This window comes from Streptomyces sp. NPDC006265 (genome assembly GCF_040613555.1).
Lineage (GTDB): Bacteria > Actinomycetota > Actinomycetes > Streptomycetales > Streptomycetaceae > Streptomyces.
This window is the reverse complement of sequence record NZ_JBEXSH010000048.1, coordinates 1-20,012: the sequence shown is the minus strand read 5'-3', so window position 1 is coordinate 20,012 and position 20,012 is coordinate 1. Positions and strand designations below refer to the sequence as shown.

Annotated in this window: 22 protein-coding genes; 4 read left to right on the top strand and 18 right to left on the bottom strand. The window is 71.0% G+C overall.

What is annotated here, in order from left to right; translation table 11 throughout:
- Window positions 1-188 precede the first annotated feature (188 nt).
- The 9 genes from ABZ281_RS06890 to ABZ281_RS06850 all read right to left on the bottom strand — a co-directional run bounded on the left by ABZ281_RS06890 (window position 189) and on the right by ABZ281_RS06850 (window position 6,827).
- Entirely contained in the window at window positions 189-452 is a 264-nt protein-coding gene (locus tag ABZ281_RS06890; protein WP_356652858.1) for a hypothetical protein, read from the bottom strand.
- Entirely contained in the window at window positions 449-754 is a 306-nt protein-coding gene (locus tag ABZ281_RS06885; protein ID WP_356652860.1) for a DUF6247 family protein, read from the bottom strand. The genes ABZ281_RS06890 and ABZ281_RS06885 overlap by 4 nt, the downstream gene beginning before the upstream one ends.
- 85 nt (window positions 755-839) lie before the next feature.
- Window positions 840-1,445 carry a hypothetical protein gene (locus tag ABZ281_RS06880; RefSeq protein WP_356652856.1) on the bottom strand — a complete coding sequence of 202 codons (606 nt, stop codon included), beginning with the start codon at window positions 1,443-1,445 and terminating at the stop codon, window positions 840-842.
- An 11-nt stretch (window positions 1,446-1,456) separates the two neighbouring features.
- Entirely contained in the window at window positions 1,457-2,062 is a 606-nt protein-coding gene (locus tag ABZ281_RS06875; protein ID WP_356652854.1) for a hypothetical protein, read from the bottom strand.
- Window positions 2,059-2,448: a hypothetical protein gene (locus tag ABZ281_RS06870; protein WP_356652852.1), complete on the bottom strand. Its 390-nt coding sequence runs from the start codon at window positions 2,446-2,448 to the stop codon at window positions 2,059-2,061. Before ABZ281_RS06870 ends, ABZ281_RS06875 begins: the two co-directional genes overlap by 4 nt.
- Entirely contained in the window at window positions 2,445-3,377 is a 933-nt protein-coding gene (locus ABZ281_RS06865; RefSeq protein ID WP_356652851.1) for a hypothetical protein, read from the bottom strand. Before ABZ281_RS06865 ends, ABZ281_RS06870 begins: the two co-directional genes overlap by 4 nt.
- 172 nt (window positions 3,378-3,549) lie before the next feature.
- Complete coding sequence (locus tag ABZ281_RS06860; protein ID WP_356652849.1) at window positions 3,550-4,116, bottom strand: hypothetical protein; 567 nt, start codon at window positions 4,114-4,116, stop codon at window positions 3,550-3,552.
- A gap of 14 nt (window positions 4,117-4,130) precedes the next feature.
- Window positions 4,131-4,688 carry an XRE family transcriptional regulator gene (locus ABZ281_RS06855; RefSeq protein ID WP_187827592.1) on the bottom strand — a complete coding sequence of 186 codons (558 nt, stop codon included), beginning with the start codon at window positions 4,686-4,688 and terminating at the stop codon, window positions 4,131-4,133.
- A gap of 3 nt (window positions 4,689-4,691) precedes the next feature.
- On the bottom strand, window positions 4,692-6,827 hold the full coding sequence (locus ABZ281_RS06850; RefSeq protein WP_356652847.1) for a helix-turn-helix transcriptional regulator: 2,136 nt from the start codon (window positions 6,825-6,827) through the stop codon (window positions 4,692-4,694).
- A gap of 267 nt (window positions 6,828-7,094) precedes the next feature.
- Here ABZ281_RS06850 and ABZ281_RS06845 point away from each other — a divergent pair, with 267 nt between their 5' ends.
- Window positions 7,095-7,397: a hypothetical protein gene (locus tag ABZ281_RS06845; RefSeq protein ID WP_356652845.1), complete on the top strand. Its 303-nt coding sequence runs from the start codon at window positions 7,095-7,097 to the stop codon at window positions 7,395-7,397.
- A 98-nt stretch (window positions 7,398-7,495) separates the two neighbouring features.
- Complete coding sequence (locus ABZ281_RS06840) at window positions 7,496-7,954, top strand: hypothetical protein (RefSeq protein ID WP_356652843.1); 459 nt, start codon at window positions 7,496-7,498, stop codon at window positions 7,952-7,954.
- Window positions 7,955-8,028: 74 nt separating this feature from the next.
- Here ABZ281_RS06840 and ABZ281_RS06835 read toward each other — a convergent pair whose 3' ends face one another.
- From ABZ281_RS06835 to ABZ281_RS06805, 7 genes are all read right to left on the bottom strand, one after another.
- Entirely contained in the window at window positions 8,029-8,556 is a 528-nt protein-coding gene (locus ABZ281_RS06835; protein WP_356652841.1) for a hypothetical protein, read from the bottom strand.
- Between the two features lie 110 nt (window positions 8,557-8,666).
- On the bottom strand, window positions 8,667-9,509 hold the full coding sequence (locus ABZ281_RS06830) for a DUF721 domain-containing protein (RefSeq protein ID WP_356652839.1): 843 nt from the start codon (window positions 9,507-9,509) through the stop codon (window positions 8,667-8,669).
- Window positions 9,506-12,124 (bottom strand): hypothetical protein, encoded by a 2,619-nt coding sequence (locus ABZ281_RS06825; protein WP_356652837.1) that lies wholly within the window; start codon window positions 12,122-12,124, stop codon window positions 9,506-9,508. The genes ABZ281_RS06830 and ABZ281_RS06825 overlap by 4 nt, the downstream gene beginning before the upstream one ends.
- A gap of 1,181 nt (window positions 12,125-13,305) precedes the next feature.
- Window positions 13,306-13,986 (bottom strand): dihydrofolate reductase family protein, encoded by a 681-nt coding sequence (locus tag ABZ281_RS06820; protein ID WP_356652835.1) that lies wholly within the window; start codon window positions 13,984-13,986, stop codon window positions 13,306-13,308.
- Window positions 13,986-15,422, bottom strand: a complete 1,437-nt coding sequence (locus ABZ281_RS06815; RefSeq protein WP_356652833.1) for a helix-turn-helix transcriptional regulator — start codon at window positions 15,420-15,422, stop codon at window positions 13,986-13,988. Before ABZ281_RS06815 ends, ABZ281_RS06820 begins: the two co-directional genes overlap by 1 nt.
- Window positions 15,423-15,560: 138 nt before the next feature.
- Window positions 15,561-16,250, bottom strand: coding sequence for an ATP-binding protein (locus tag ABZ281_RS06810; protein ID WP_356652831.1), 690 nt, complete (start codon window positions 16,248-16,250; stop codon window positions 15,561-15,563).
- A complete protein-coding gene (locus tag ABZ281_RS06805) occupies window positions 16,247-17,005 on the bottom strand; it encodes a GntR family transcriptional regulator (RefSeq protein ID WP_356652829.1) in 759 nt (252 codons plus the stop codon). Before ABZ281_RS06805 ends, ABZ281_RS06810 begins: the two co-directional genes overlap by 4 nt.
- A 359-nt stretch (window positions 17,006-17,364) precedes the next feature.
- Here ABZ281_RS06805 and ABZ281_RS06800 point away from each other — a divergent pair, with 359 nt between their 5' ends.
- Both ABZ281_RS06800 and ABZ281_RS06795 read left to right on the top strand, forming a co-directional pair.
- Window positions 17,365-17,973: a hypothetical protein gene (locus tag ABZ281_RS06800; RefSeq protein ID WP_356652827.1), complete on the top strand. Its 609-nt coding sequence runs from the start codon at window positions 17,365-17,367 to the stop codon at window positions 17,971-17,973.
- Between the two features lie 241 nt (window positions 17,974-18,214).
- Window positions 18,215-18,478 carry a WhiB family transcriptional regulator gene (locus ABZ281_RS06795; RefSeq protein WP_356652825.1) on the top strand — a complete coding sequence of 88 codons (264 nt, stop codon included), beginning with the start codon at window positions 18,215-18,217 and terminating at the stop codon, window positions 18,476-18,478.
- A 475-nt stretch (window positions 18,479-18,953) separates the two neighbouring features.
- Here ABZ281_RS06795 and ABZ281_RS06790 read toward each other — a convergent pair whose 3' ends face one another.
- Window positions 18,954-19,070 (bottom strand): SapB/AmfS family lanthipeptide, encoded by a 117-nt coding sequence (locus ABZ281_RS06790; protein WP_031113019.1) that lies wholly within the window; start codon window positions 19,068-19,070, stop codon window positions 18,954-18,956.
- Window positions 19,071-19,154: 84 nt separating this feature from the next.
- Window positions 19,155-20,012, bottom strand: an 858-nt coding sequence (locus ABZ281_RS06785; RefSeq protein ID WP_356652823.1) for a lanthionine synthetase LanC family protein, incomplete at its 5' end; no start/stop codon positions are given.

Below are 20,012 nucleotides of genomic sequence, written 5' to 3'. Positions count from 1 at the left end.
GGGTGAAGGGCCTGCCGGACTGTCCCGAGTGCCGGCGGGAGGTCCAGCTCGGTGCCGAACGGCCCCGCGGCAGCTGGTGACTACCGGTTGCCGCCCGGATGGCAACCGGTGGATACGGCCGTGGCGACGATCGAAAACGCCCTGACCCCGGCAGTTGCAATGCCGGGGCAGGGCGCTGTCACCGGTGGCTATCCGAGCCAGGTGATGGTGAGGACGGACAGGCGGCGCAGCGGACGGTTCACCCAGTAGGTGAGGGAGAGCTGGCCGACGGAGGCGTGCCGGACGTCCTCGCCCTCGGGGTCCTCTGCGTTCCACTGCCGGAAGCCCCACGGATCGGCCGCAGCGGCGTCCAGGACGTCCCACACCATGTCTTCGACGTGCTCGGGCAGGGTGTCGAGGACCTTCGCGGCCGGGGCGGAGAAGCGGACCGCGTACGGCTGTTGTTCGGTCACCGGCGCCGTCCGCGGAGCTCCGCCATGTCGATGAAGTCGCTGTCGTCGCAGCCTCCATCGAGGAACGCGTCGACGGCCGAGGCGGAGGCGAGGCGGCCCTGCCAGTCCTGGACGACCTCGTACAGCCCGCCGAGGGAGAACGTGCGCCGTGATTCCTCGAGGGCGGCGGCCCACTCCCGTTCGAAGGCCGGTACCCAGGTGTCGGCGCGCTTGTCGGCGCGCAGCTGGGCGAGGAGTTCGGCCGGAGCTCCGGGCGCGGGGGCGTGCGGGGTGACGGGTGCGTGGTCGGGCTGCGCGCTCATCTGGTCCTCCCGGCGGGTCGTCACCTCACGGTACGCGCGCCGGGTGGCCGTGGATGCGGACATGGGACAGATCCCTCCTACCGGATCAGGGCGCCGGCGACAGCGCGGGGGCGTACGGGGACGACTGCTGGGCGAGGAACTGGCCGTAGGCGGTTTCCGCGAACCACCAGGCCTCGGGTGAGTGCCGCCGGGTGCGCCATGGCCGCGGTTCCACCAGCGTCTCCACCTGCCCGTCGGGGTGCTGGAGGCTGACGCCGATGCCGTAGTAGCCGAACTCCAGCAGCTTCTCGGGGTAGTTGATGCTGGGGGCCCTGGTGATGATCACCCGGCGGGCGCAGAACTCCGTGAACTTCTGTGCCGCGTCCCAGGCCAGTTGGGAGGCGCTCGTGGCCCGTACCGTGGCCAGCCGCACCTGGCACGGGCGCGTGACGTGCCGGACGACCTGGCCGTCGGTGACGGTGCAGATCCCGGCCGGGGCATGGCGGATGTAGGCGCGTTGGTGGTCGGTGAGGGCGGCGAGCGGGACGGGAAGGCCGTGGGGCAGCGCCATCAGCACGTCCAGGCCGCCGAAGCCGTAACCGGTGGCGACGCCCAGGCCGGTGGCGTGACGTCGTTCGTGCTCCGCGTCGTCGATGTCGAGCTGGAGCTCCGCGACGCCGAAACCGGCAGTCGCGGGAACCGTTGCGAGCATCTCGTCTCCCCCTACAGGCCCAGGGCCAGGGCGAGGGCCACAGCGCGCTGACGCGTCTGGTCGTCCTGCTGGTCCCAGGTCCCGGCGATGTGCTCAAGGAGGCCGGCCGACGCGTCGAACACCACGGCGTCCGGGTTGTCGTCGTTGCGGGAGCGGAGCTGGCCGACGGCCTCGAGGATGCGGTCGACCGGGGCGGGCGGTTCCTCCTCAGGGCTGTCGGCGCGAGGACGGAAGGTGGCGGTCAGTTTCAGGGTGTACTCGAAGTCGGTGCGGGTGACCGCGGTGATGGTGTCGAGGTTCAGGCCGATGGGCTTGCTGACAAGTTCCGCGCTGACGAAGTCCGGGTGGTTGCCGATCGCGGCGGCGGCGGCGTCCCAGGGGTAGGCCTCGCCCTGCGGGCCGTCCTCGGGGATCGGCTCCACGTCGGTCAGGGACAGGGTGTAGCCCGTGCCGCCCGCGTCCCGGAACCAGACGGCTTTGTCGCCGGGCGAGACGTCGTCGACGCTGCGGATGTGCGGGCTGCGGCGCAGCGCTTCGGCGATGGCGACGACGTCGTAGCCATCGAGCAACGGGCGCTTGGCCTGGTCGATGGCCGTGGAATCAGCGCTGGTGGTCATGAGAGTTCCTGTCCTGCGGTCGGGAAGTCGTGGTGAGCGGGCCGGATGGTGTAGCCGTACCCGAAGTGCGGGGCGTCGAGCCGGTAGCCGAAGCCGTGGAGGATGGCTCCCAACGCGGTGTGCATGGCGACGCGCACCGCTTCATAGCGACGTACGACGTCGTCCTCGTCGCGGCCGGCTTCGACCATGTCGAGCGAGGCGTCGTTGAGGCGAGCGTGGCACAGCCAGTCCACGTGGACCTGGCCGTCCTCGATGTAGACCACTGGCCCGCCCTGGGCCTCGTCATCGGCAGAGGGCAGGGCCGGGGGTGGGGGCTGGAGCAGGCCGGCGCTCTCCAGGTCGAACCGGACTCGCTCGGCGAGCTCCTCGAGGTTGCTTGTGGTCACGTGGCGGCTCCGATCGCCATGGCCGGCGCCTGCTCGGTGTCGGCGATCTGGTTGAGGAGGTAGAGCATCCGGTCAGCCCGGCCGGGTGCGACGGCCACGGGCCGTTCGCCGTCCGGGGTGACCTCGCCGCGCCACGCGGTGGCCAGCCGGGCCATCTCGTGGACGTGTCCGTCGGACGGCAGGAACCAGGTGGCGCCCTGCGAGCGCAGCCCGGCCGACAGGTCGTCCAGGTCGCGGTAGCGCCAGATCAGCACGGTGAGCTGGGACAGGATCGCGGCCAGGACCTCCGAGCCCGAGACCGGATCGCCGGCACCCTCGGGGATGCCCTTGGCGCGCGGGGGGACCAGGCGCAGCAGCGGTTCGGCGACGATCAGGCCGTTCGCGCCGATGACGGTGACCTTGGCCGCCGACGGGCTGCGCCGGGTGCCCGCCGGGGTGTGCCCGCGTTCGGTGTAGTCGACGTGCAGCACCCCCAGCGGCCGGTTCTGCGGGATGCGCAGCAGGTCGCGGGCGGTACGGACGGCGGCCGCGCGCTCCTGGCGGGCTTCCTCCTGGCGGTGGCGCAGGCCTCGGATGTGCCAGCAGGCCGGGCACAGCGCGCCGTACGACTCCGTCGCGATCGGCGCGCGGTCGGGTCGGGCACCGCAGTCTGCGCACACCCTCGCCCGTACCGAGTTCTCGACACGGCTGCGGGCGGCGGCCAGCTGGGCGGCCGTGGACGCGGTCGGCGTCGACTGGTCGATGCGGTACAGGGTGATCGTGGTGCTGCGGCCGATGCCGTCCTGGCCGTCGACGGTGGCGGCGGGCGGGCCCGGCCGGCGGGGCAGGTCCATGGTCTTGAGCTGGGTGGCGGTCGCGTAGGTCCCGGTCGGGACGTCCCGCCAGGAGGTGAAGTGCGGCCGGGGCGCGGCGTGTTGGGTCACGGCCATTGCGGCTCCCGGCGGGCGTGGTTGGTGGTGCAGGGCACGGGTTCCTCCAAGGGGGTCGGTGTGCGGCTGCGGTGGTGGAACACTGAGGGCTCGGGTCCCCGGCAGCTGAAATGCCGGGGACCCGAGCCGTTCAGGGGGTGGTCAGCCGGGCCGTGGCCGGGCTGGCGCGCGGTTAGCGGGTCAGGGAGCGGGCGACGGCCTGGGCGTGCTCGCGCAGCGGGAGATCCTGCTTGTCCCAGGTGGCCGCCACGTAGTTGAGGAGTTCGGCCGTCGCGCGCTCGGAGTCGCTCGCCCTGCTGTTGAGGAGGCGGTCGGCGGCGTGCGCGACGTCGGCGGCCGGGGTCGACGCCTCACCGGCGCCGGGGTCGACGACGTGGTCGTAGTCCAGGACCAGGAGGTAGCGCTGGCCGCCTCGGGTCTGGACGGTGATGGTGTCCTCGCGCGGTTCATCCGGTGTGGCGACCACGAAGTTGGGGTGGTTGAGGATCGCCGCGGCGACGGCCTCCTCGAGCGCCGGGGCGGGCAGGAGGTCGTCGTCGGTGGGTTCGGCGTCCTTGAGGGTCAGCCGGTAGGTGACACCGGCCGGGGTGGTGAAGGTGACGGTGTCACCGCCGGCCTCGCCGTCCGCGCCGATGAAGTGCGGGCTGTTGCGCAGCGCGTCGGCGATGTACTCGGGGTCGTGGTCGGCGGCGATGAGCGGGCTCTTGTCGCGGTCGATAGCCGGGAATTCAGCGGTCATGCTTTCGCTCCTAATCAGTAGTCCAGGTCCAAATAGTCGATGTCGTTGATTTCCACGTCCGACAGTCCCATAGCGCGACCACCGCCGTCCTGGAAATACACATCCTTAAACCCTTCAGCGATGATCCCACGCATCTGCTGGTCGCTTGCACCCGCGTCGCGGGCCTCGAACAGACGCCGGGCGTACTCCGGGGGGAGGTGCACGGTGAGTCGCCGAAACCGTCCGTCGTCGGTCGTGCCGACCGGCGCCGTGTAGCCGAACCGGGCCCTCGTCTCCACCGTGACCCCGCCGGTGGTCGCGGCCTGGCGCTGCCGGCGCTTGCGCACCTGCGGCTGCCACCGCTGCCGTACGGCGTCGTCGATCTTCGCGGCGACGTCGGCGCGGGCGTGCTTGCGGGCACCGCGCCGGTAGCGGTTGACGGAGTCGGCGGTGACACCGAGCTCCTGCGCGACGGCCTTCGCGCTGCCCAACTGCTTGAGCAGGTAGCCGATCTGACCCTTCAACGTCTTCGGCGGCTCCCGGGTGAACGATTCCCGGTCGGCCCGCTCGATCGCGTCGTCGATCTCGCCCACCGGTTACTCCCCTTCGTCCAGGACGGCGTCGCCGCCCTTGATGTGGCGGGCCGGGTTGAGGCCCTTCTCCATCAGGTCGACCGCCCACAGCATCGACTGGACGCCCTCCAGCTTCGCCAGGCCCGGCGTGGGCCCGAGACGGAACCCGCCGGGCTGCGGCTTGCCGGAGGCGGCGTACGGCAGGAAGTCCAGCGGGCTCTCCCCCGGCGAGGGGTAGACGACGCAGTCGGACAGCACGGCGAGCGGGTACAGGCCCGTCATCTTCACCATGTTGTTGAGCTTGCGGTGCATGTTGACGCGGGCCTTGCTGATGACGGCGGCGCGGATGTCGGGGCGCCAGGTCGGCCGCTGCAGGGCCGGCCACGTCTCGCCGTCCTTGTAGGACTTGCCCTGGGGGCGCTCGCGGAGCTTGCCGACGCCGCCCTTCACCGTGGCCTTGATGGCCGACAGGACAGCGGCCAGGGCTGGGTCGTTCTGCTTGTGCTGCTCCATCGCGGCGAGGAAGGCCCGGTCGTCCAGGTCCCGGGTCACGCCCAGGTCGGCGAGGGTGTCGACGTATGCCGTCTTGAGGCGGTCGTGCCACGGGTCCAGGTAGGCGCCGGTCTCGCGGCGCAGGTACGCCTCGATCGGGTGGACGTCGTGCCCGAGCTCCTGGGCGTAGGCGACGGTGTGCGTCTGGTACCAGGCCGGGCCCGTCGGACGGGTGCCGTCCGGCGTGAACGGCGAGGGCAGGCGCGGGTCCAGCTCGATGTGGGAGAGGTCGACCAGCCAGGAACCAGGGATCTTCGGGTTGAACCTCGGGGCGTGGAAGTGGTCGGGCGCGCTGAGGCCGACGACCAGGCGGGCCGCGGCTGCGAGGAACGCGGTGTTGAGGTCCAGGCCGACCGCGAAGGGCAGCGTGCACTCCTCATCGGTGAGCGTGTCCACCGACCGCACCCACTGGTACGCCTCCTCATTGAGGAACCCGCCGGTCCAGCCGCTGTTCACGACGACGGGGTGCTCCGGGGTGGCCTCCGGCGGCGCCGGGTCCATCGGCTCCGTTCCCAGCGAGCCCGGGTTGTGGCCGGACACCCAGTTCCCGGTCTCCGGGTCCTGCACGGCCTTCGTCGGCGGGCGCAGCGCCGTCATCAGCTCCAGGCCGGACACGGCCGTCGACCCGCGCGGGGTGATGACCCTGGTCGCGTACACCCCGAGTACGCGGGCGATGTCGGCCGGCTCCATCTCGGAGACGCCGGGCCAGGACCGCTCATCGAGGGCGTCCCACGACAGGATCGCCAGCTGCACGCACTGCCGCTCACGGCCCTGCGCCTTGCGGTAGATCCGCGCCCAAGGGCCGAACCCGCGCTGCGTGAGCTGCCACTTCGCCTTCGCCACCTGCTTCACGACCGGGTGGTCCTCGGGCAGGCGCAAGGAGCGGCGCTGCTCGTGGCCCTCCAGGCGCTCCGGCAGCCCCAGCTTCACGGCGGCCGCGGCGGTGAGCACGATCAGCGGATCGGAGTCCTTGCCGTACCGGTTGAGCTTGGCGGCACCGAGGCCGGACTCGCGCAGCGTCCACTCCACCAGCTCGGGGATCGTGGTGGCCGGGCAGTCGAGCACGATGCCGCCGACGCCGTACGCGCTGCCGTCACCGTCCAGCACGGCGAGCGGGCCGTGCGGGAACCGCGGGTCGACGGCGGGCTTGGCGGCCTTCTTCGCGGCCGGGCGGCGCGACGACGTCGACGGGCGGGCGGGGTGCTGCGGGGTGCTCTGGTCTGTGGTCATGTCCGCAGCCTCCGCCGCCGGACCTGTGGACAGTGTCCGCGGGTCACTGGCCTTGGGCGCGGCCGGGCCCGTGAACGTCTCCGGTGCCACCGGCTGCGGTGCGGCGACCGGGGCCGCCGGGGCGCCGTGTGCGGGGTACTTCGCTGCCCAGCCCTTCAACAGACGCTGGTACGCCTCGAGGCGCGGCGGCTTCGGCTCGCTCCTGCCATTCTCGTAGTTCTTCACCGTCTGCGTCGACGTCTTCAGCGCGACCGCGAGACGGGCCTGGGTGATCCCAGCGGCCTCACGCAGCCGGGCACGCTCCGCCGGGGGCGGGAGCTGCGGCTCCTCCTCCAGCAGTGCGTCGATGTTCGCGAACAGCTCTTCCTCGGATGCCATGGGGTGATCTCCTTTCGTGCCTCCATCCTACCAGTATTTACCCTAGCGTTTAGCCCATTTTTTAACCCGTTCGGATTGGATTTTTGGGCGGGGTGTGGACGGTGTCAGGCGACATCCGCAGGCCCTGCCTCACAGCTGACAGGCATCCGCCGCACTGCCTTCACCTGCGGAAACACCGTGTGAGGCACATAGGATGAGGACCCGGCCGCTCGCTGATCCCCCGCGAAGGGGCCTCCGCTGTCCAGGACGCTCGGTACGGTGACGACCATGGCGGAACACGGCGAGACACAGGGCGAGTCGGGGCGGGCACATCTGGGCGCTGTCGAGCCGCCGCCGGGCGCACCGGTCGGCACGGTGCGGGTGGTTACCGGCAGCCGGGCCCGGAAGGTGAACGACCAGGAGGCGCAGGACTTCGGCATCTCCACCGACCGGGTCTGTCTGGAGATCGAGCACATCTTCTACGACGCCGACGACGACGTCCTGCGGCACACGGTGACCGTCGACTACAGCAGTCATCCGTACGTGACACGCCACCGCTCCACGCCCGAGGACCTCGCACGGCGGGAGTAGCCGGCCCCCTCTCCCGTCATTCCCGCCGATCGGCGGATCCGACGCGCCGGTCCCGGTACGGTGCCGGAGGACAGGACGGCGGCAGGACGGGGTGGAGCGTGACGACAGAGCCGATTCGACGACGCGGGGACGTACTCGGCTTCGGCCTGGCGGTCGTGCTCTTCCTGCCCGGGGTCGCCTACCTCGGGATCACCAACGGCCACGACTTCATCGAGAACGACTTCTTCGCCTTCATGTACTGCCTGGCCAGCGTCGGCTTCGCATCGGTCCCGCTGCTGGCGTGGCGCCGAGGAAACGGCCGGTACGCGGATCCGGGCTTTCGTCAGACGGCCTGGTTCCCGTGGCTGTTCACCACCGGGCAGGGCGTGGCCTACAGCGCCGACCGAGGCGACAGCAACATCGTCGTGCTCATCATCGGCTGGGCAGGGTTCATCGGCGCTGGCATGGTCGCCATGTACTTCCTCGGGAACGCCCTCTGGTCCGCGCCGGGCGACCTCTTCCATGTCGGCGGTGGCGCTGCGGACACCGGCAAGACCGAGTCCGGGTCCGATGCCTGACCCCGCGCTCCAAGGCCGTGGGCAGCGCGGCACAGGCCCGGGCCCGCTCGCATCTGACCGCTCCTGCGGGGCGGTCAGATGTCAGCCCATCTCTCCTGGGCAGTGATCCATTCCCGGCGGGCGTAGGCGCGAACGGCGTCCCGTTCGGCATCGGTGCAGCCGTTCTCCAGGGCTGGCGGAATGTCACCGGTGACGCTGGTCCCGTGCCGGTGGTCGTGACTGGCCAGTTCGCCGGCGACGTCGGAGGCATCCGTACGCAGCTCGACAGCCTTCGGCACCGGATTCCGGGAGTCCTCCTGATAGGGGCGCGGCAGGTAGCTGCCGTGTCCGTGGCACAGGGCGAGCGCGTCCAGGACGGCGGCGATCTCGAGCAGGTCGTCCCGGCACTCCCGAGCCAGGCTGCTGACCTGGAAGTCGACGTGGTCCCGGTCACCGGCGGTGTGCGAGGCGGCCAACTGTCGGCGTTCCATGGCACTGGAGTACAGCAGCACCGGGATGAGTTCGCCGATGCGGACCAGGTGCTTGCCGTACGCGGCCTGAGCCGCCCGGCTGGTCGACCAGCCCGGCCACGGCTCATCCGGGGAAGCTCTGTGTGCGCTCATATCGCGGGAAGGTACCCACTTTCACCAGCAGTGGGGCGGGAACGGATCATCCCGGCCGCGGCTGGCATCGCGTTCCGGCCTGACGCTGTCGCTCGTCACCGACACCCGGCTCACGCCGTGGTCCGCAGCGCAGTCGGCTGCGGGTCGGCGGCCGCCGTCCCGGCTTCCCGAGCAGCACGTTCTGCCCTGGCCCGGCGTAGGACGGCGGCCTCGGTGACCGCGGCCTGGCGGCGGCGCTGGGCGCGGGTCACCTCGATCGAGGCCGGCGCATCGTCCGGCACGGCCTCCGGCTCAGGGAACGCCCGGCGGCTGAGCTCGCGCATCGCACGGTTCTGCCGCTCCACCGCCGCGGCGATGTCCGGGTCCGCCATGCGCGGCGGGGCGGCCTGGCGGTGCGCAGCGAGGGCACGGCGGTAGCCGTCGGAGGCGGTCTCCCTGGTGTTCACCGGCCCGGCGGGCGCGGCCGGCTGCTGGTCCGGGGCAGCGGCCGCCGTGTCGGGGCTGGCCTTCATGGCGGCGGGCGCCAGGACGTGCAGGGCGCGGACGTTCGCGCCGGGCATCGTCTCGTTGGCCGCCGCGATCAGCTTCGGCGCGCTCCAGCGCAGCTTCGTGCCGTACGCGGGGGCGTCGGGGACGACGTCCAGGCGGCCGGTGTCCGCGTCGAACGCCACCGCGCGGGCGTGACCGGTGAGTTCGGGCGCGGCCGCGGCGAGGATGTCGTCGAACTGGGCGAGGACGCTGCCGCCGGCGGCCGGGGTGACCATGCCGCGCTCGGTCATCATCATGCCGATTGCCGCACCGAGCCCGAGCGGTTCGCGGCCGTCACGGCGTACAACCGTGCCGGTGCGCCGCTTCGGCTTCTCCTTGCGCACGCCGCCGTTCTTCTTCGCCGCCTCGCGGGCCGCGGTCAGGGCCTGGCGTGCGAGGTCGACCCCGCTCAGCTTGCCATTCACGCGATCACCGCCCCGGACGTCTCGCGGTCCAGCGGGCGCGCGGCCAGCTCGGTCAGCCGGGCCGACCACGGCGCGGGGGCGGCCGACTCGGTGTGGTTCGCCATCCGTGTGCGCAGCTGTTCCAGCCGCGTCGCGAGCAGGTACTCGGCCACGCGCTCCCGGGCGGCGTCGGCGGCCTTCGTCGCGGCAGCGACGGCGTCTGCACCGTTCGGGTTCTTGCGGAACCACCTGCGGTTCTGCTCGGTCTTGTACGCCCGGCGGGCTTCCGTCTCGGCTTCCTCGGTCCGGCCAAGCCGCCCGAGGGCGCTGCTGCGGTACTCCGGCAGGGCCTGCTCCACCGCCTGGAGGGCGTTGAAGGCGAGCACGGAGGCCGCCGCGATGGGGTTCGCCTCCAGGTCGCCCGGCTCCATGAGCTCCAGGAACTGCTGGTGGGTGGCCTCGATGTCGGCTTCCAGCGTCGTACGGACGTGGGCGGTGACGGCGGCAACGTCGGCGGCGTCGTCCAGTGCGGCGGACCAGGTGGCCGCGACCATCCCGGCCTCCACGATGGCCGCCTCGGTCCGGCGCCGGTAGCCGCACGCCTCGCACAGCCCGGCCGACCGGTCCTGCCCGCAGTCCTCGCACGGCATCGCCTGCCGCACCGCTTCGGCCGCCGCCTCCGCCTGCCGCTCGCGCTCCGCCTGCTCCTGGGCAGCCGTACGGGCGGCGTCCCGGCGGGCCTGCGCCGCGCGGGCCTGCTCACGGCGCACCACGAGGTCTTCCGCCTCCGCCGTGGCGTGCTCACGCAGCCGGTCCTCGAGGACCTGGCGCCGCTCGCCGGTACCGAGGCCGGGCAGCTCCCGGTCGATTTCCGCCGCGATCTTCGCCCGCCGGGCACGCCGGATGTGGATCACGTTGCCGCAGTTGTCGCACTCGCCGCCGGTGTCCAGCCGGATCCCGTCGTCACACCGCACGTCCGAGCACGCCGGCCGCCGCACCAGGCCCTTGCGGGTGATCCACCCGAACGGGCTGTTCACCAGAGCCTCGCCGCCGGTCTCCTCCAGCCGGTCGGTCAGCCGACCCGCCAGCAGCCGCGGGGCCGTCTGCGGCAGCATCAGCAGGTCCGCCAGCCGCCCGAGCTCCGCCGCCGCAGCCTCCTCAACACGCTGCTGCTGCCAGCCGTTCAGCTGCTCCCACAGCCCCGCGACCGGTGCCAGAGCGACCTGCACATCAAGATCCTTCGGGAGGCCCACCCTCCCCTGCTGCTGCGTCTTTCCACCCCCCACGGCCTTCGGCCGGGTACCGGCAGCGACGGCGGCCGGCTGCTGCCCCTCACGCTCATCGACCGGGGACTCCTTCGGCTTTTCCCCGCGCAGCGGGCCGACCTCCGCCACCGGCGAACCGCTCGCGGCAGCGTCGTCCTCGCCGTCCGCGGCCTGGTCCTCGCGCTCGCACGCGCGGTCCGGCAGATCACCGGACCCACCACGGCCTTCGCCGGAAAAGCAACCAGAGAGCGCGAGAGAAGAGACGTCAGTACCCACAGGAGAGTGATCAGTGTGAAGGGCTGCCGTAACGTCGGGCTCTGTCACACCTGCCTCATCCGCCACCGGCACACCGCTGACCTGCGGCTCTACGTCCGGCTCAAAGGCCTCACTACCCCCTGCCGCAACGTCGGGCTCTGAAAAATCGGGGTTCGGTGCGGTCGCACGGTTCTCCCGGGCACCGGCAGCAGCGCGCTTGCCGTGCGCGGCAGCGACCGCTGGCACGATCAGCCGCGTACGGTGCTCGAGACCGGACACCGTCTCCACCCGCACCCGCTGCACCAGGTCCCGGTCCTCCAGCCGCTCCAGGATCCGCTCGCCCGTCGACGCCTTGCAGCCCAGCAGCCGGGCCACCGTCGCCGCCGCGCGGCCGCGCTTGGTGTCCACCGTGCCGCCGCACTGCCGCACCCGCCCGTTCTCCCGCGCCTCCAGAACCAGCAGGAGCAGCGCCAGCCGATCCGTCGCCGCCGCGCGACCCACACGCGAGCCGAGCAGCCCGGCCGGGGTCACCCGCCCGTCCTTGTGCGCCCAGCCCGGCGCCATCACGGCCTCCAACAGCCGCAGCAGCGTCGCGAACTCCTTCTTCTCCAACGCCAGCGGATGGCCGACCACGCCGTACGCGTCCCACACCGGCAGCACCCGGCACTCCAGCCCGATGTCCTGGCCGAACTCGCCCTCCGCCGTGTCGATGGAAACCAGCCCGGACCGGCGCAGCGCCGGGACCACATCCGAAGCGACGTACGACGCCGACAGCCCCAGCCACCGACCCAGTTCGGGCGTACGGATCTCCACCACGCCCGTCTCAGACGGGGTCCGCGACGCCAGCACGATCACCCCAAGCCGGACCGCGTCCGACGCGCCCTCGAGGCCGGGGGCCTCCAGCAGCGCGCGCACCGCGCCGCGAAACCGGCCCTGGGCATCGCGCCCCAGGGCCAGCGGGGGCGCCGGACCGCGCTCCGGCTCCGGACCGGCCTGTGTTGGCACCGACCGCAGCCAACGCCGCGAGCGCCCGGCCGGAGCCCCGTCGACGGAGTTGTCGCTGGACCCCCACAGGGGGTGATCCAGCGTGGCGGCCGACGCCGCTCCCGCGCTCACAGGAACATCCCCGAGGTCAGGCGGTCCGCCGAACCGGCGTCATCCGTGTGACAGTCCAGGGGTGTGATGTACGTCACAATCCCGCCAGGAGGGACACCACAACCAGCAGAAATCACCCCCGGCAGGGTTGACGCCTGGTCGTGGTCGACCTGACAAGACGACTGAAGCTCGTGCACTATGGCGATACCGACCTTCCATATGGATCAACGCAGACGGGCCCCCTGGCAGGGGCCGGCTCGATGGCTCGTGTGGCGGGACAGGTGAGCCCCCTCCGTGAGGAGCGGGCGACAGTACGAAGGCCAGAGGCGGATCTCCTTCCGTTGACGACTTGGTGCTGGTGTTCCGAAAGCCCTTGGCCGGGCCTCGGAACGGGTAATGCGGCACTTCGGTGTTGCAGCGGTACTTCGGTACTGCGACCGCGAAGCCCCTTGGCGGGGGCCCGCGGGTGGAGCTGGACCCAGAAGGGGCCCTTGTGGTCCTGGCTAGGGACCGGTACTGCATGGCCCTGATAAGGGGCCGGATTGGTAAGAGCGGCTTGATAAGCCGCGGCTCAGACCCGGGAGCGAACCGAGATCTGAGCGAACCGCTCTGGGTTGCGAATCCAGGCGGTAGACGGGCCGCGCGGGGCCGAAGAGGATGGCGAGTCCACTTCTTGGCGCGCGCGGCCGATGGCCACTAGGTCATCCCAACCCCCTGAATCCGGAGGCTGGCGTCAAGCTGCGCGCATACGGCCCGGATGGCGTGATCGCGCTGGAAGAACGGCATAGCTGCGCGTGTAGTTCCGCGCGGGCGGGTACCCTTCACCCTGCGAGCACCTCCCAACCAGGTGTGTCGCCCAACGAGGCTTAGCCCCGTTCGAGAAGCCCCAGTGGACCAGGCACGGTCCCTGGGGTTCTCGCCGTTTTGGATCACTTCTGCACACAGCCTAACCGCATGACCCGACAGAACTGTCGGAGGAATTCGCACAGCGTCCGAGGTGCCCGGAATGCCGAGCCCGGCTGATGGGAAGTGCGCAGCAAATTGCCCGCCACGCGGGAAAGTTAGCTGTTGCGTAGGCACTTCACACCTCCTTGCAGGTCGGGCAGCAGCACGGACGCGGCTAGCGTGGCATAGGACTTGACTAGGTGTCTGGTGACATTCGGCGGTGACATTTGGATGTCACCGCCGAATGTCACCGCACATCAGCCGCGCTCTTTGGGGGCGTAGCGCACGAACACCACGTCGTCGATCGCGCGGACTTCCAGGACCCGCATACGGGCGGTCGACCCGCCCGGATAGTCGGCGGCGCCGAGGAATCGGGCCGCCTCAGGCTGTCCGACCAGGAGCGGAGCGATAGCGAGGTGCACTTCGTCGGCGAGGTTCTGCGCCATGAGCTGGGTATGGATCGTGCCGCCGCCCTCCACCATCAACTGCTTGACGCCGCGGCGCCCGAGCTCATCGAGGACCAGGCCCCAGTCGAGCTCCGGGCCGACGCCGACGACGTCCGCCAGGTCGCCCAACGTGTTGCGCACCTTCTCCACCGCGCTGTCCACGGTCACCACGAGCTTGTCGCCGCCGTGGTGCCAGAAGTTGAGATCGGCGGACAGATCGCCGGTCGCCGTGACCGTGACCTTCAGCGGGTACTCCGGCTTGCCGTCGGCGACGCGCTTGGCACGCCGTTCGTCACTGTTCACCAACAGGCGAGGGTTGTCCCGGCGCATGGTGTTCGCGCCGATCAGGATGGCGTCGCTTTCGGCTCGGACCTGGTCGACGCGGTCGAAGTCCGCGGCGTTGGACAGGCGCAGCCGCTCGGGGCTGGTGTCGTCAAGGTAGCCGTCGACCGACATGGCGGCGGACAGCAGGACGTACGGGCGGGCGGTCATCAGGTCAGGTCCGTTTCTGTCTCGTGGACGAGGATGGAGTCGAAGGCGGCGCGGAACTCGCCGACCTCCTGCACGCTCTGCCAGGGGATCAACGCCTCGTCAAGCCGGGCGAGTTCGGTGGTGATCCGGGCCGAGCCGGTGTCCTCCGCGACCATCAGCGCGTGCATGCCGATCGTCGCGGCCTGCTCCGGAACCCGGGCGCCGGCCAGGGCCACCGCCTGCCGCGCCATGTAGACGCCGCGGTCACGGTGGTAGCCATCGGGCATCACCTGGATGGCGGTGGCGAACCCGTCCGCGGCCTGGTCGTGCTTGCCGAGCGCCTCCAGGCCCTGGGCGCGATGGATCTCCACGTACGACGCGTTCAGCCACACCCCCCACGGGGTCGGGTCGGAGGCAGTCCCCTCGAGGGCGTTGCGGACGTCGTCGATGGCCCGCTCGCTCTCGGCAGCGTCGCCGCGCAGCGCGTGCCCGTACGCCTCGTACGTCCGAGCGACTGCGGCGAGCCGGCTGCGAGGCCGCGCCATGCGCTGGGCAGCTTCGGCGAGGTCGACCACATCGACCAGGTCGGCCGTGTCGCCAGCCAGCTGGGCTTTGCGGGCCATCACGTAGGTGCTCAGGTCGGTGTCGCCGACTGTCTGCGACCACTGCATCGCCCGGTCCAGCCAGTACGAGGCAGCCTTCGGATTGCCCAGGTCCTGGTAGAGCCAGCTGAGGAACTCCCCATACTGCGTCTGGAGTTCCATCAGGTCGCGCCGGTCGGAACCCTTGGCCTCCCGCCGGAGCTCCTGGATGACCTGGATGTGGTCGCGCACCGCCTGGAGAGCATGGCGAGGCCCGAGCAGGTTGTCGTTGTCGATCAGGAGACGGCGGGTGCGGCGCAGGTGTTCCACCGGCGTCGAACCGTACGCGGACGCGGCCCGTGCCTTACGGACCAGGCCCGGCACGGAACCCGAGTCCGCGAAGGCCGGCGAACCAGCGCCGACGGCGGCCGCAGCCCCGATCCCCACCCCCGTGCGCAGCAGCGCACGCCGATCCAGAGCCACCCAAACCACCGACCCATCATGCAGACGACACGGGACAGAGATCCCCTCACCGTCCGACGCTGCCTGGTTCGGCAAGCCCAGAGCTAGATCAACCGACGACTTGGCCACATGGACCGGCGGATTGGCCACATGGCCACGCTCGTCACCGATCCGCTCCCAGAGGCGGAACAGCATCCCACCAGCGTCCAAGGCATCGTCCAGCAGGAGCGCCTGGGTGCGGTCGGCCGGGCGCTCCGCTCGTTCGAATCGCCCCAGGTGGCTGTGGTCGATGCGGGCGCGCTTCGAGAGCTCGCGAAGGCTCAGGCCCCGCGAGTTCCGCAGCTCGCGCAGCTGGTAGCCCCAGTTATGTAAGGGAGACACCCAGGGCGTGAGTTCCCTCGGTTTCTGTGCCATCCCGCCCCAATCCTGTGGCTGATGTGGCCAGTTCACCCGGCCACATGTCAGATCTGGAACTTGCGACTCCCCTGCAACTAGAACCGAACGGTGAGTAATCGGTCTTGATGCGGGAGGTGTGGGTCAGTGGTGGTTGCGCTAGTTGAGCTTGCCTTGCAGGGCGGCCAGCACGCTGGCTGGTCGCCCGTCGTACACGATGTGCGGTTCATCGTCGGTCGGCGGGGAGAAGCGGCCCGCATGCCGAAGCAGATCCTCCTCGCTGAACTCGATGCTGTTCGCATCGACCAGGGACTGCTCGTTCCGCTTCCGGACCCGATCCCAGCGCACCTCATGCGTTGCAGGCAGGTGGATCAGCACGGGCTTGCCGCCCGCCTCCATCGCGGTGGCTGCCCACTGGCCGCGCTCCTCCGGAGTCCAGAAGCCGTGATCGACCACGACGTCATGTCCAGCGGCCAAGAGCTGCTGGAGCTCAAGGGCGATGTCCTTGAGGACGGGGGCCTCTCTGATCCTGAACTGCCCGCGGGGAAAGTCCCTGCCGTAGTGGCCGTAGCGCCGGAACATCTCCTCGTCAGGGCAGAGGCGCCGGAACCCGGCCTCCTCCAGGGCGCGGGCCAGGGTCGTTTTGCCAGAGCCCTGGAGACCGGACATGAGAATCGCGCGAGGCGCGGGGCCAGGTCGGCCGGCCAAAGCGGCGGCGATGCGAGTGATCTCGAATCGTCCTTCCAGCGTGAGGGTGTCGGTGTGCTCGGCTCGAAGGAGCTGACTGAGGCGGACTTCGAGGCAGGAGACGAGCGTGTCGTCCAGTACGGCGGCGTCGTACGTGGTCACTGCTGCACCTCTGTCGTTGTGCGACGGGTGCGGCCCGGGGCACCCAGGTCCACGCCGTACTCCAGCAGTTCGCCGTCGACGTCCAGGAAGCGTGCGGTCAGTACAAGGATTGCCGCGACGGTGTCGGCCTCCAGCTCCAGGAGCTCGAGGTCGCGTTCCGTCGCGATGCGAGCCGACTCGTCATCCACGCGTTTCGCGACATGCCGCCCGGTGGCCCGAGCGATCAAGTCGAGCGACAACCCGCCTTTGAGTCGCTCGCTCCGCGCCAACTCGGGTACGGCCTGGGCGAACTCCGCTGGGATCCATGACGTGGAGTGGGAGACGATGCCATGACCGTCCCGGTAGACACGGCTACGGCGAATCACGTCGCCACCAGGCGAAATGCCCAACACATGAGCGACGTCTTCGGGAGCCTCGACTATGCCGGCGGTGTGGCCGGACGACTTCTCTCCGACGCCCCACGACGACTGCGTCTTGCTGCTGCGGTCGTGTCGCTCCGCCCCGGAGGACAGCGAGATGGGGCGTTCCATCACCTCGGTGCCGACGCCCGGGATGCCCTGTACGAGCTTCTCCTCGCGCAGCAGTCGCATGGCTCGGTCCGCGGTGGCTGTGCTGACCCCCCACTCTGCCGCCAGCGTCTTGATGCTGGGCAGGAGGTCGCCCGGCGAGAGCTCCCCGGAGCTGATCAAGTCGCGGTAGTGGCCCGCGATGCGCGCGTACGGCGGCCGATTGTCGGCTCGGGGTGGCCCTGACATGTGCCTTCGCCTCCTTCGACTCTCTCTGGATGCCTCACTATACCGCTTGACACGTGAGGGTACCTGATGCACCCTGATGTATGTAAGACCTGGTGATCCTCCGGGAGCACCGAGTGAGCACCACCGCAAGACCGCAGTAGTTGTCCGCCCTTCGGGGCGGCCGGGGTAGCCCTCAGCTTGCTGAGGGCGCGAGAGCACCATCGAACTCCCCCGGAGCCTGACGGCCGCGACGACTGTGTACACGTCGCAGCGCTGTGCGCTGTCTGTCCTACGGGACGCCGGCCTCGTGCCGTGCGGCCCGGAGGGCAGAGAGAGCATCGCGACGCGCTCCCTGCCACTCCGCCCCACGAGGAGTCCAGATGTCAGCTTCCACCCTTGAGCGCACCGCCCGCCCCCGTCGGAGCCGGACCCGCTCCCGCACCGTCAACGCCCGTCCGGCGCTGGCCCTCTCCACCCTCAAGTCCCACCAGTACGACCTGCGCCCCGCCTGTGTGTCGCTGATCTGCCCCGACTGCAAGACGTGGGTGCCGATCACCGGCCTCGGGACCAAGAAGCCGAAGGTCGTGCCGCACGACACCGGCCGCACGTGGAAGGACGCGGCCGTCCGCTGCCGCCTGGGCAGCAACCGCCTGGTCGCCGTCGACGTCACGGTCCGGACGTGGCAGGAGGGCCTGGAGGACGGTCACGCGGAGACCGGCCACCGCCGCCGGACCACCGTGCGGCGCAAGCCCAAGATCGCGGTCGCCCCGGCCGTCAGCCAGATCGCCGCGCAGAGGCAAGCGCCAGCGGATGACGAGCGCGGCAACGACCGGCCCCTGTGGCTGCTGCGCAAGGAACAGTGGGAGGCGACCGGATCCGCGGTCCGTGACGCCGACACCCGCCGCGCGGAGCTGCCCGCCGGTGACGCGCCGCTGGGCGCGCCGCGGGTGCCGCTCAAGACGCTGCACCCCGAGCGCCGCGCGAGCTGACCCGCTCCGGACGAACGACCACGGCCCCGGCTGCCCTTGAAGTGGGGCGGCCAGGGCCGTGGCTGCTCGTACGACACGAACAGTCTGAACAGCACGACAGCCCCGGTGACTTGAGACCCTCCGGGGCTGTCCAGGACCCGATTGGAGACCTGATGCCCACCAGCATCGCACGGAACGACGGCGACTCGGACCCGATCATGGATGAGGCCCTGCGCCGCGTCCGGCAGGGGAAGTGATCAGCATGGACTGGCGCCACAACGCGGTCTGCCGCGAAGAGGACCCCGAGCTGTTCTTCCCCATCGGCAACACCGGCCCGGCACTCCTGCAGATCGAGGAAGCCAAGGCCGTCTGCCGCCGCTGCCCGGTCATCGAGCAGTGCCACCAGTGGGCGCTGGAGTCCGGACAGGACTCGGGCGTGTGGGGCGGGCTGTCCGAGGACGAGCGGCGCGCGATTAAGCGGCGTGCCGCCCGCAACCGCGCCGCGGCGAGGAAGGCGGCGGGATGACGGACGCCGACCAGAAGCGTCTGGAGGACGCGCTCCGCCGGACCAACGAGCAGCACGACTTCGGTCGCCGCGCTCACGGCTGAGCGCCCCGCACCGCAGCCATGCGGTGGTACGGGCGTCGACGGTGCCGGTGAGGACGGTCTGGACCGCGTCGAGCAGCCCGAGCAGCAGGACGAGGCCGGCGCAGCAGAGCACCCACCGGGTGGCAGGGGCGCGCGCCAGCAGAAGATCGAGGGCCCGGCCCAGTGCGGCCGGCAGCAGCAGCCCCGCACCTGTCGCGGCGATGCTCACCAGGCACAGCGCCAGGCAGCGCGCCCCGCTGTACCGGGTGGCGGCGCGCAGCAGGGTGCGCGCGTGTCCGGCCGCCGGGTCGTCGTCGCCGCGCGGGGTCATACGGGCCTTTCCTGGGGCGGGAAGGACCCCGGGCGGCCCCTCCCCGAAGGGAGGGAGCCGCCCGGAGCGAGCAGACCGCAGGTCAGAGACAGAGCAGTACGCTCGCGGCGCTGATGCAGGAGAGCAGGCTCACCGTGCTGTTGCCGCCGCCGTCCGTGCGCTCTTCGGTCTCGATGGTCTGCAGGTCGAGAAGTGCCATGGTGTGTCCTTCCATTGGGTGTCCGTCCGTGGTCATCCGTGGGGACGGGGTGGTGTCACGACTCCGCGGGCTCGCGCAGCCGCGTCAGTGGGGCCGCCTGTTCGGCGGCGGGAGGAACGGCAGGTGGGCGTCGGTCGCCGGGTCGAGGGCCGCGCCGAGCGCCAGCAGGCACCCTGCCGTTCCGGTGGCGAGGTCCATGGAGAGCCGCATCATCTGGTGCCCGGGGAAGGCCAGTTGGCCCTGGTAGGCCATCGCGAACCAGCCGAGCCCGGCGATCTGCGCCGCCAGCCGGTCCTCGGTCGCGCCCGGCGCGGTCGTGCGGCTGAGGTGCAGGATCATCCCGGCGCGGCCCTGGAAGAGGCCGGGCTGCGCGTAGAACCGTGAGGTCGCGGCGGTGATCACCCCGGAGCGGGCCGTCCCGAACTCCCCGTCCAGCGCGGGGGAGTGGGCCACGAGGTCGTCGAGGACCATGCCGAGGCCCGCGCTGCCGTCGCCGAGGTAGGGCAGCGTCCGCCAGCCCTCGTCGACCTCCAGCGACCCGTTCTCGCGGGTCACGCAGGACGCCAGGTCCCGGCGCAGGGCCACGGCCGCCGCCTCCAGCCAGGCCTTCTCGCCGGTCCACTCGTACTGCCGCAGCATGAGCAGCGCGGGGCCGCTCGCGCCGCGCAGCAGTCCGGCGCGCGGCCGGGACGTGGCCGGGACCGGCTCGGTGAGCCGCTGGACGAGGATCCGCGCCGCCTCGTGGGCCCGCTCGCCCAGCTCAGCCTCGCCGGTCGTACGGGCCAGCTGCCCGAGGACGAGCCCCAGGCCGGCCAGGCCGCCGTGCAGGTCGGAGGACAGCTTCTGCCCAAGTGGACGGTCCTGTTCGTCCTCGCCAACCAGGCGGGCGCCATGATCGTCATCCAGCTGTCCACCGCGGCGGGCAAGGCCTCGCCGGTCGAC

Bases quoted from the DNA above. Each gene is read 5' to 3' on its own strand.
- ABZ281_RS06815 (WP_356652833.1), bottom strand. From the start codon at position 15,422: ATGGCACAGAAACCGAGGGAACTCACGCCCTGGGTGTCTCCCTTACAT.
- ABZ281_RS06850 (WP_356652847.1), bottom strand. From the start codon at position 6,827: ATGGCATCCGAGGAAGAGCTGTTCGCGAACATCGACGCACTGCTGGAG.
- ABZ281_RS06875 (WP_356652854.1), bottom strand. From the start codon at position 2,062: ATGACCACCAGCGCTGATTCCACGGCCATCGACCAGGCCAAGCGCCCG.
- ABZ281_RS06800 (WP_356652827.1), top strand. From the start codon at position 17,365: ATGTCAGCTTCCACCCTTGAGCGCACCGCCCGCCCCCGTCGGAGCCGG.
- ABZ281_RS06885 (WP_356652860.1), bottom strand. From the start codon at position 754: ATGAGCGCGCAGCCCGACCACGCACCCGTCACCCCGCACGCCCCCGCG.
- ABZ281_RS06795 (WP_356652825.1), top strand. From the start codon at position 18,215: ATGGACTGGCGCCACAACGCGGTCTGCCGCGAAGAGGACCCCGAGCTG.
- ABZ281_RS06865 (WP_356652851.1), bottom strand. From the start codon at position 3,377: ATGGCCGTGACCCAACACGCCGCGCCCCGGCCGCACTTCACCTCCTGG.
- ABZ281_RS06835 (WP_356652841.1), bottom strand. From the start codon at position 8,556: ATGAGCGCACACAGAGCTTCCCCGGATGAGCCGTGGCCGGGCTGGTCG.
- ABZ281_RS06860 (WP_356652849.1), bottom strand. From the start codon at position 4,116: ATGACCGCTGAATTCCCGGCTATCGACCGCGACAAGAGCCCGCTCATC.
- ABZ281_RS06790 (WP_031113019.1), bottom strand. From the start codon at position 19,070: ATGGCACTTCTCGACCTGCAGACCATCGAGACCGAAGAGCGCACGGAC.
- ABZ281_RS06805 (WP_356652829.1), bottom strand. From the start codon at position 17,005: ATGTCAGGGCCACCCCGAGCCGACAATCGGCCGCCGTACGCGCGCATC.
- ABZ281_RS06820 (WP_356652835.1), bottom strand. From the start codon at position 13,986: ATGACCGCCCGCCCGTACGTCCTGCTGTCCGCCGCCATGTCGGTCGAC.
- ABZ281_RS06880 (WP_356652856.1), bottom strand. From the start codon at position 1,445: ATGCTCGCAACGGTTCCCGCGACTGCCGGTTTCGGCGTCGCGGAGCTC.
- ABZ281_RS06845 (WP_356652845.1), top strand. From the start codon at position 7,095: ATGGCGGAACACGGCGAGACACAGGGCGAGTCGGGGCGGGCACATCTG.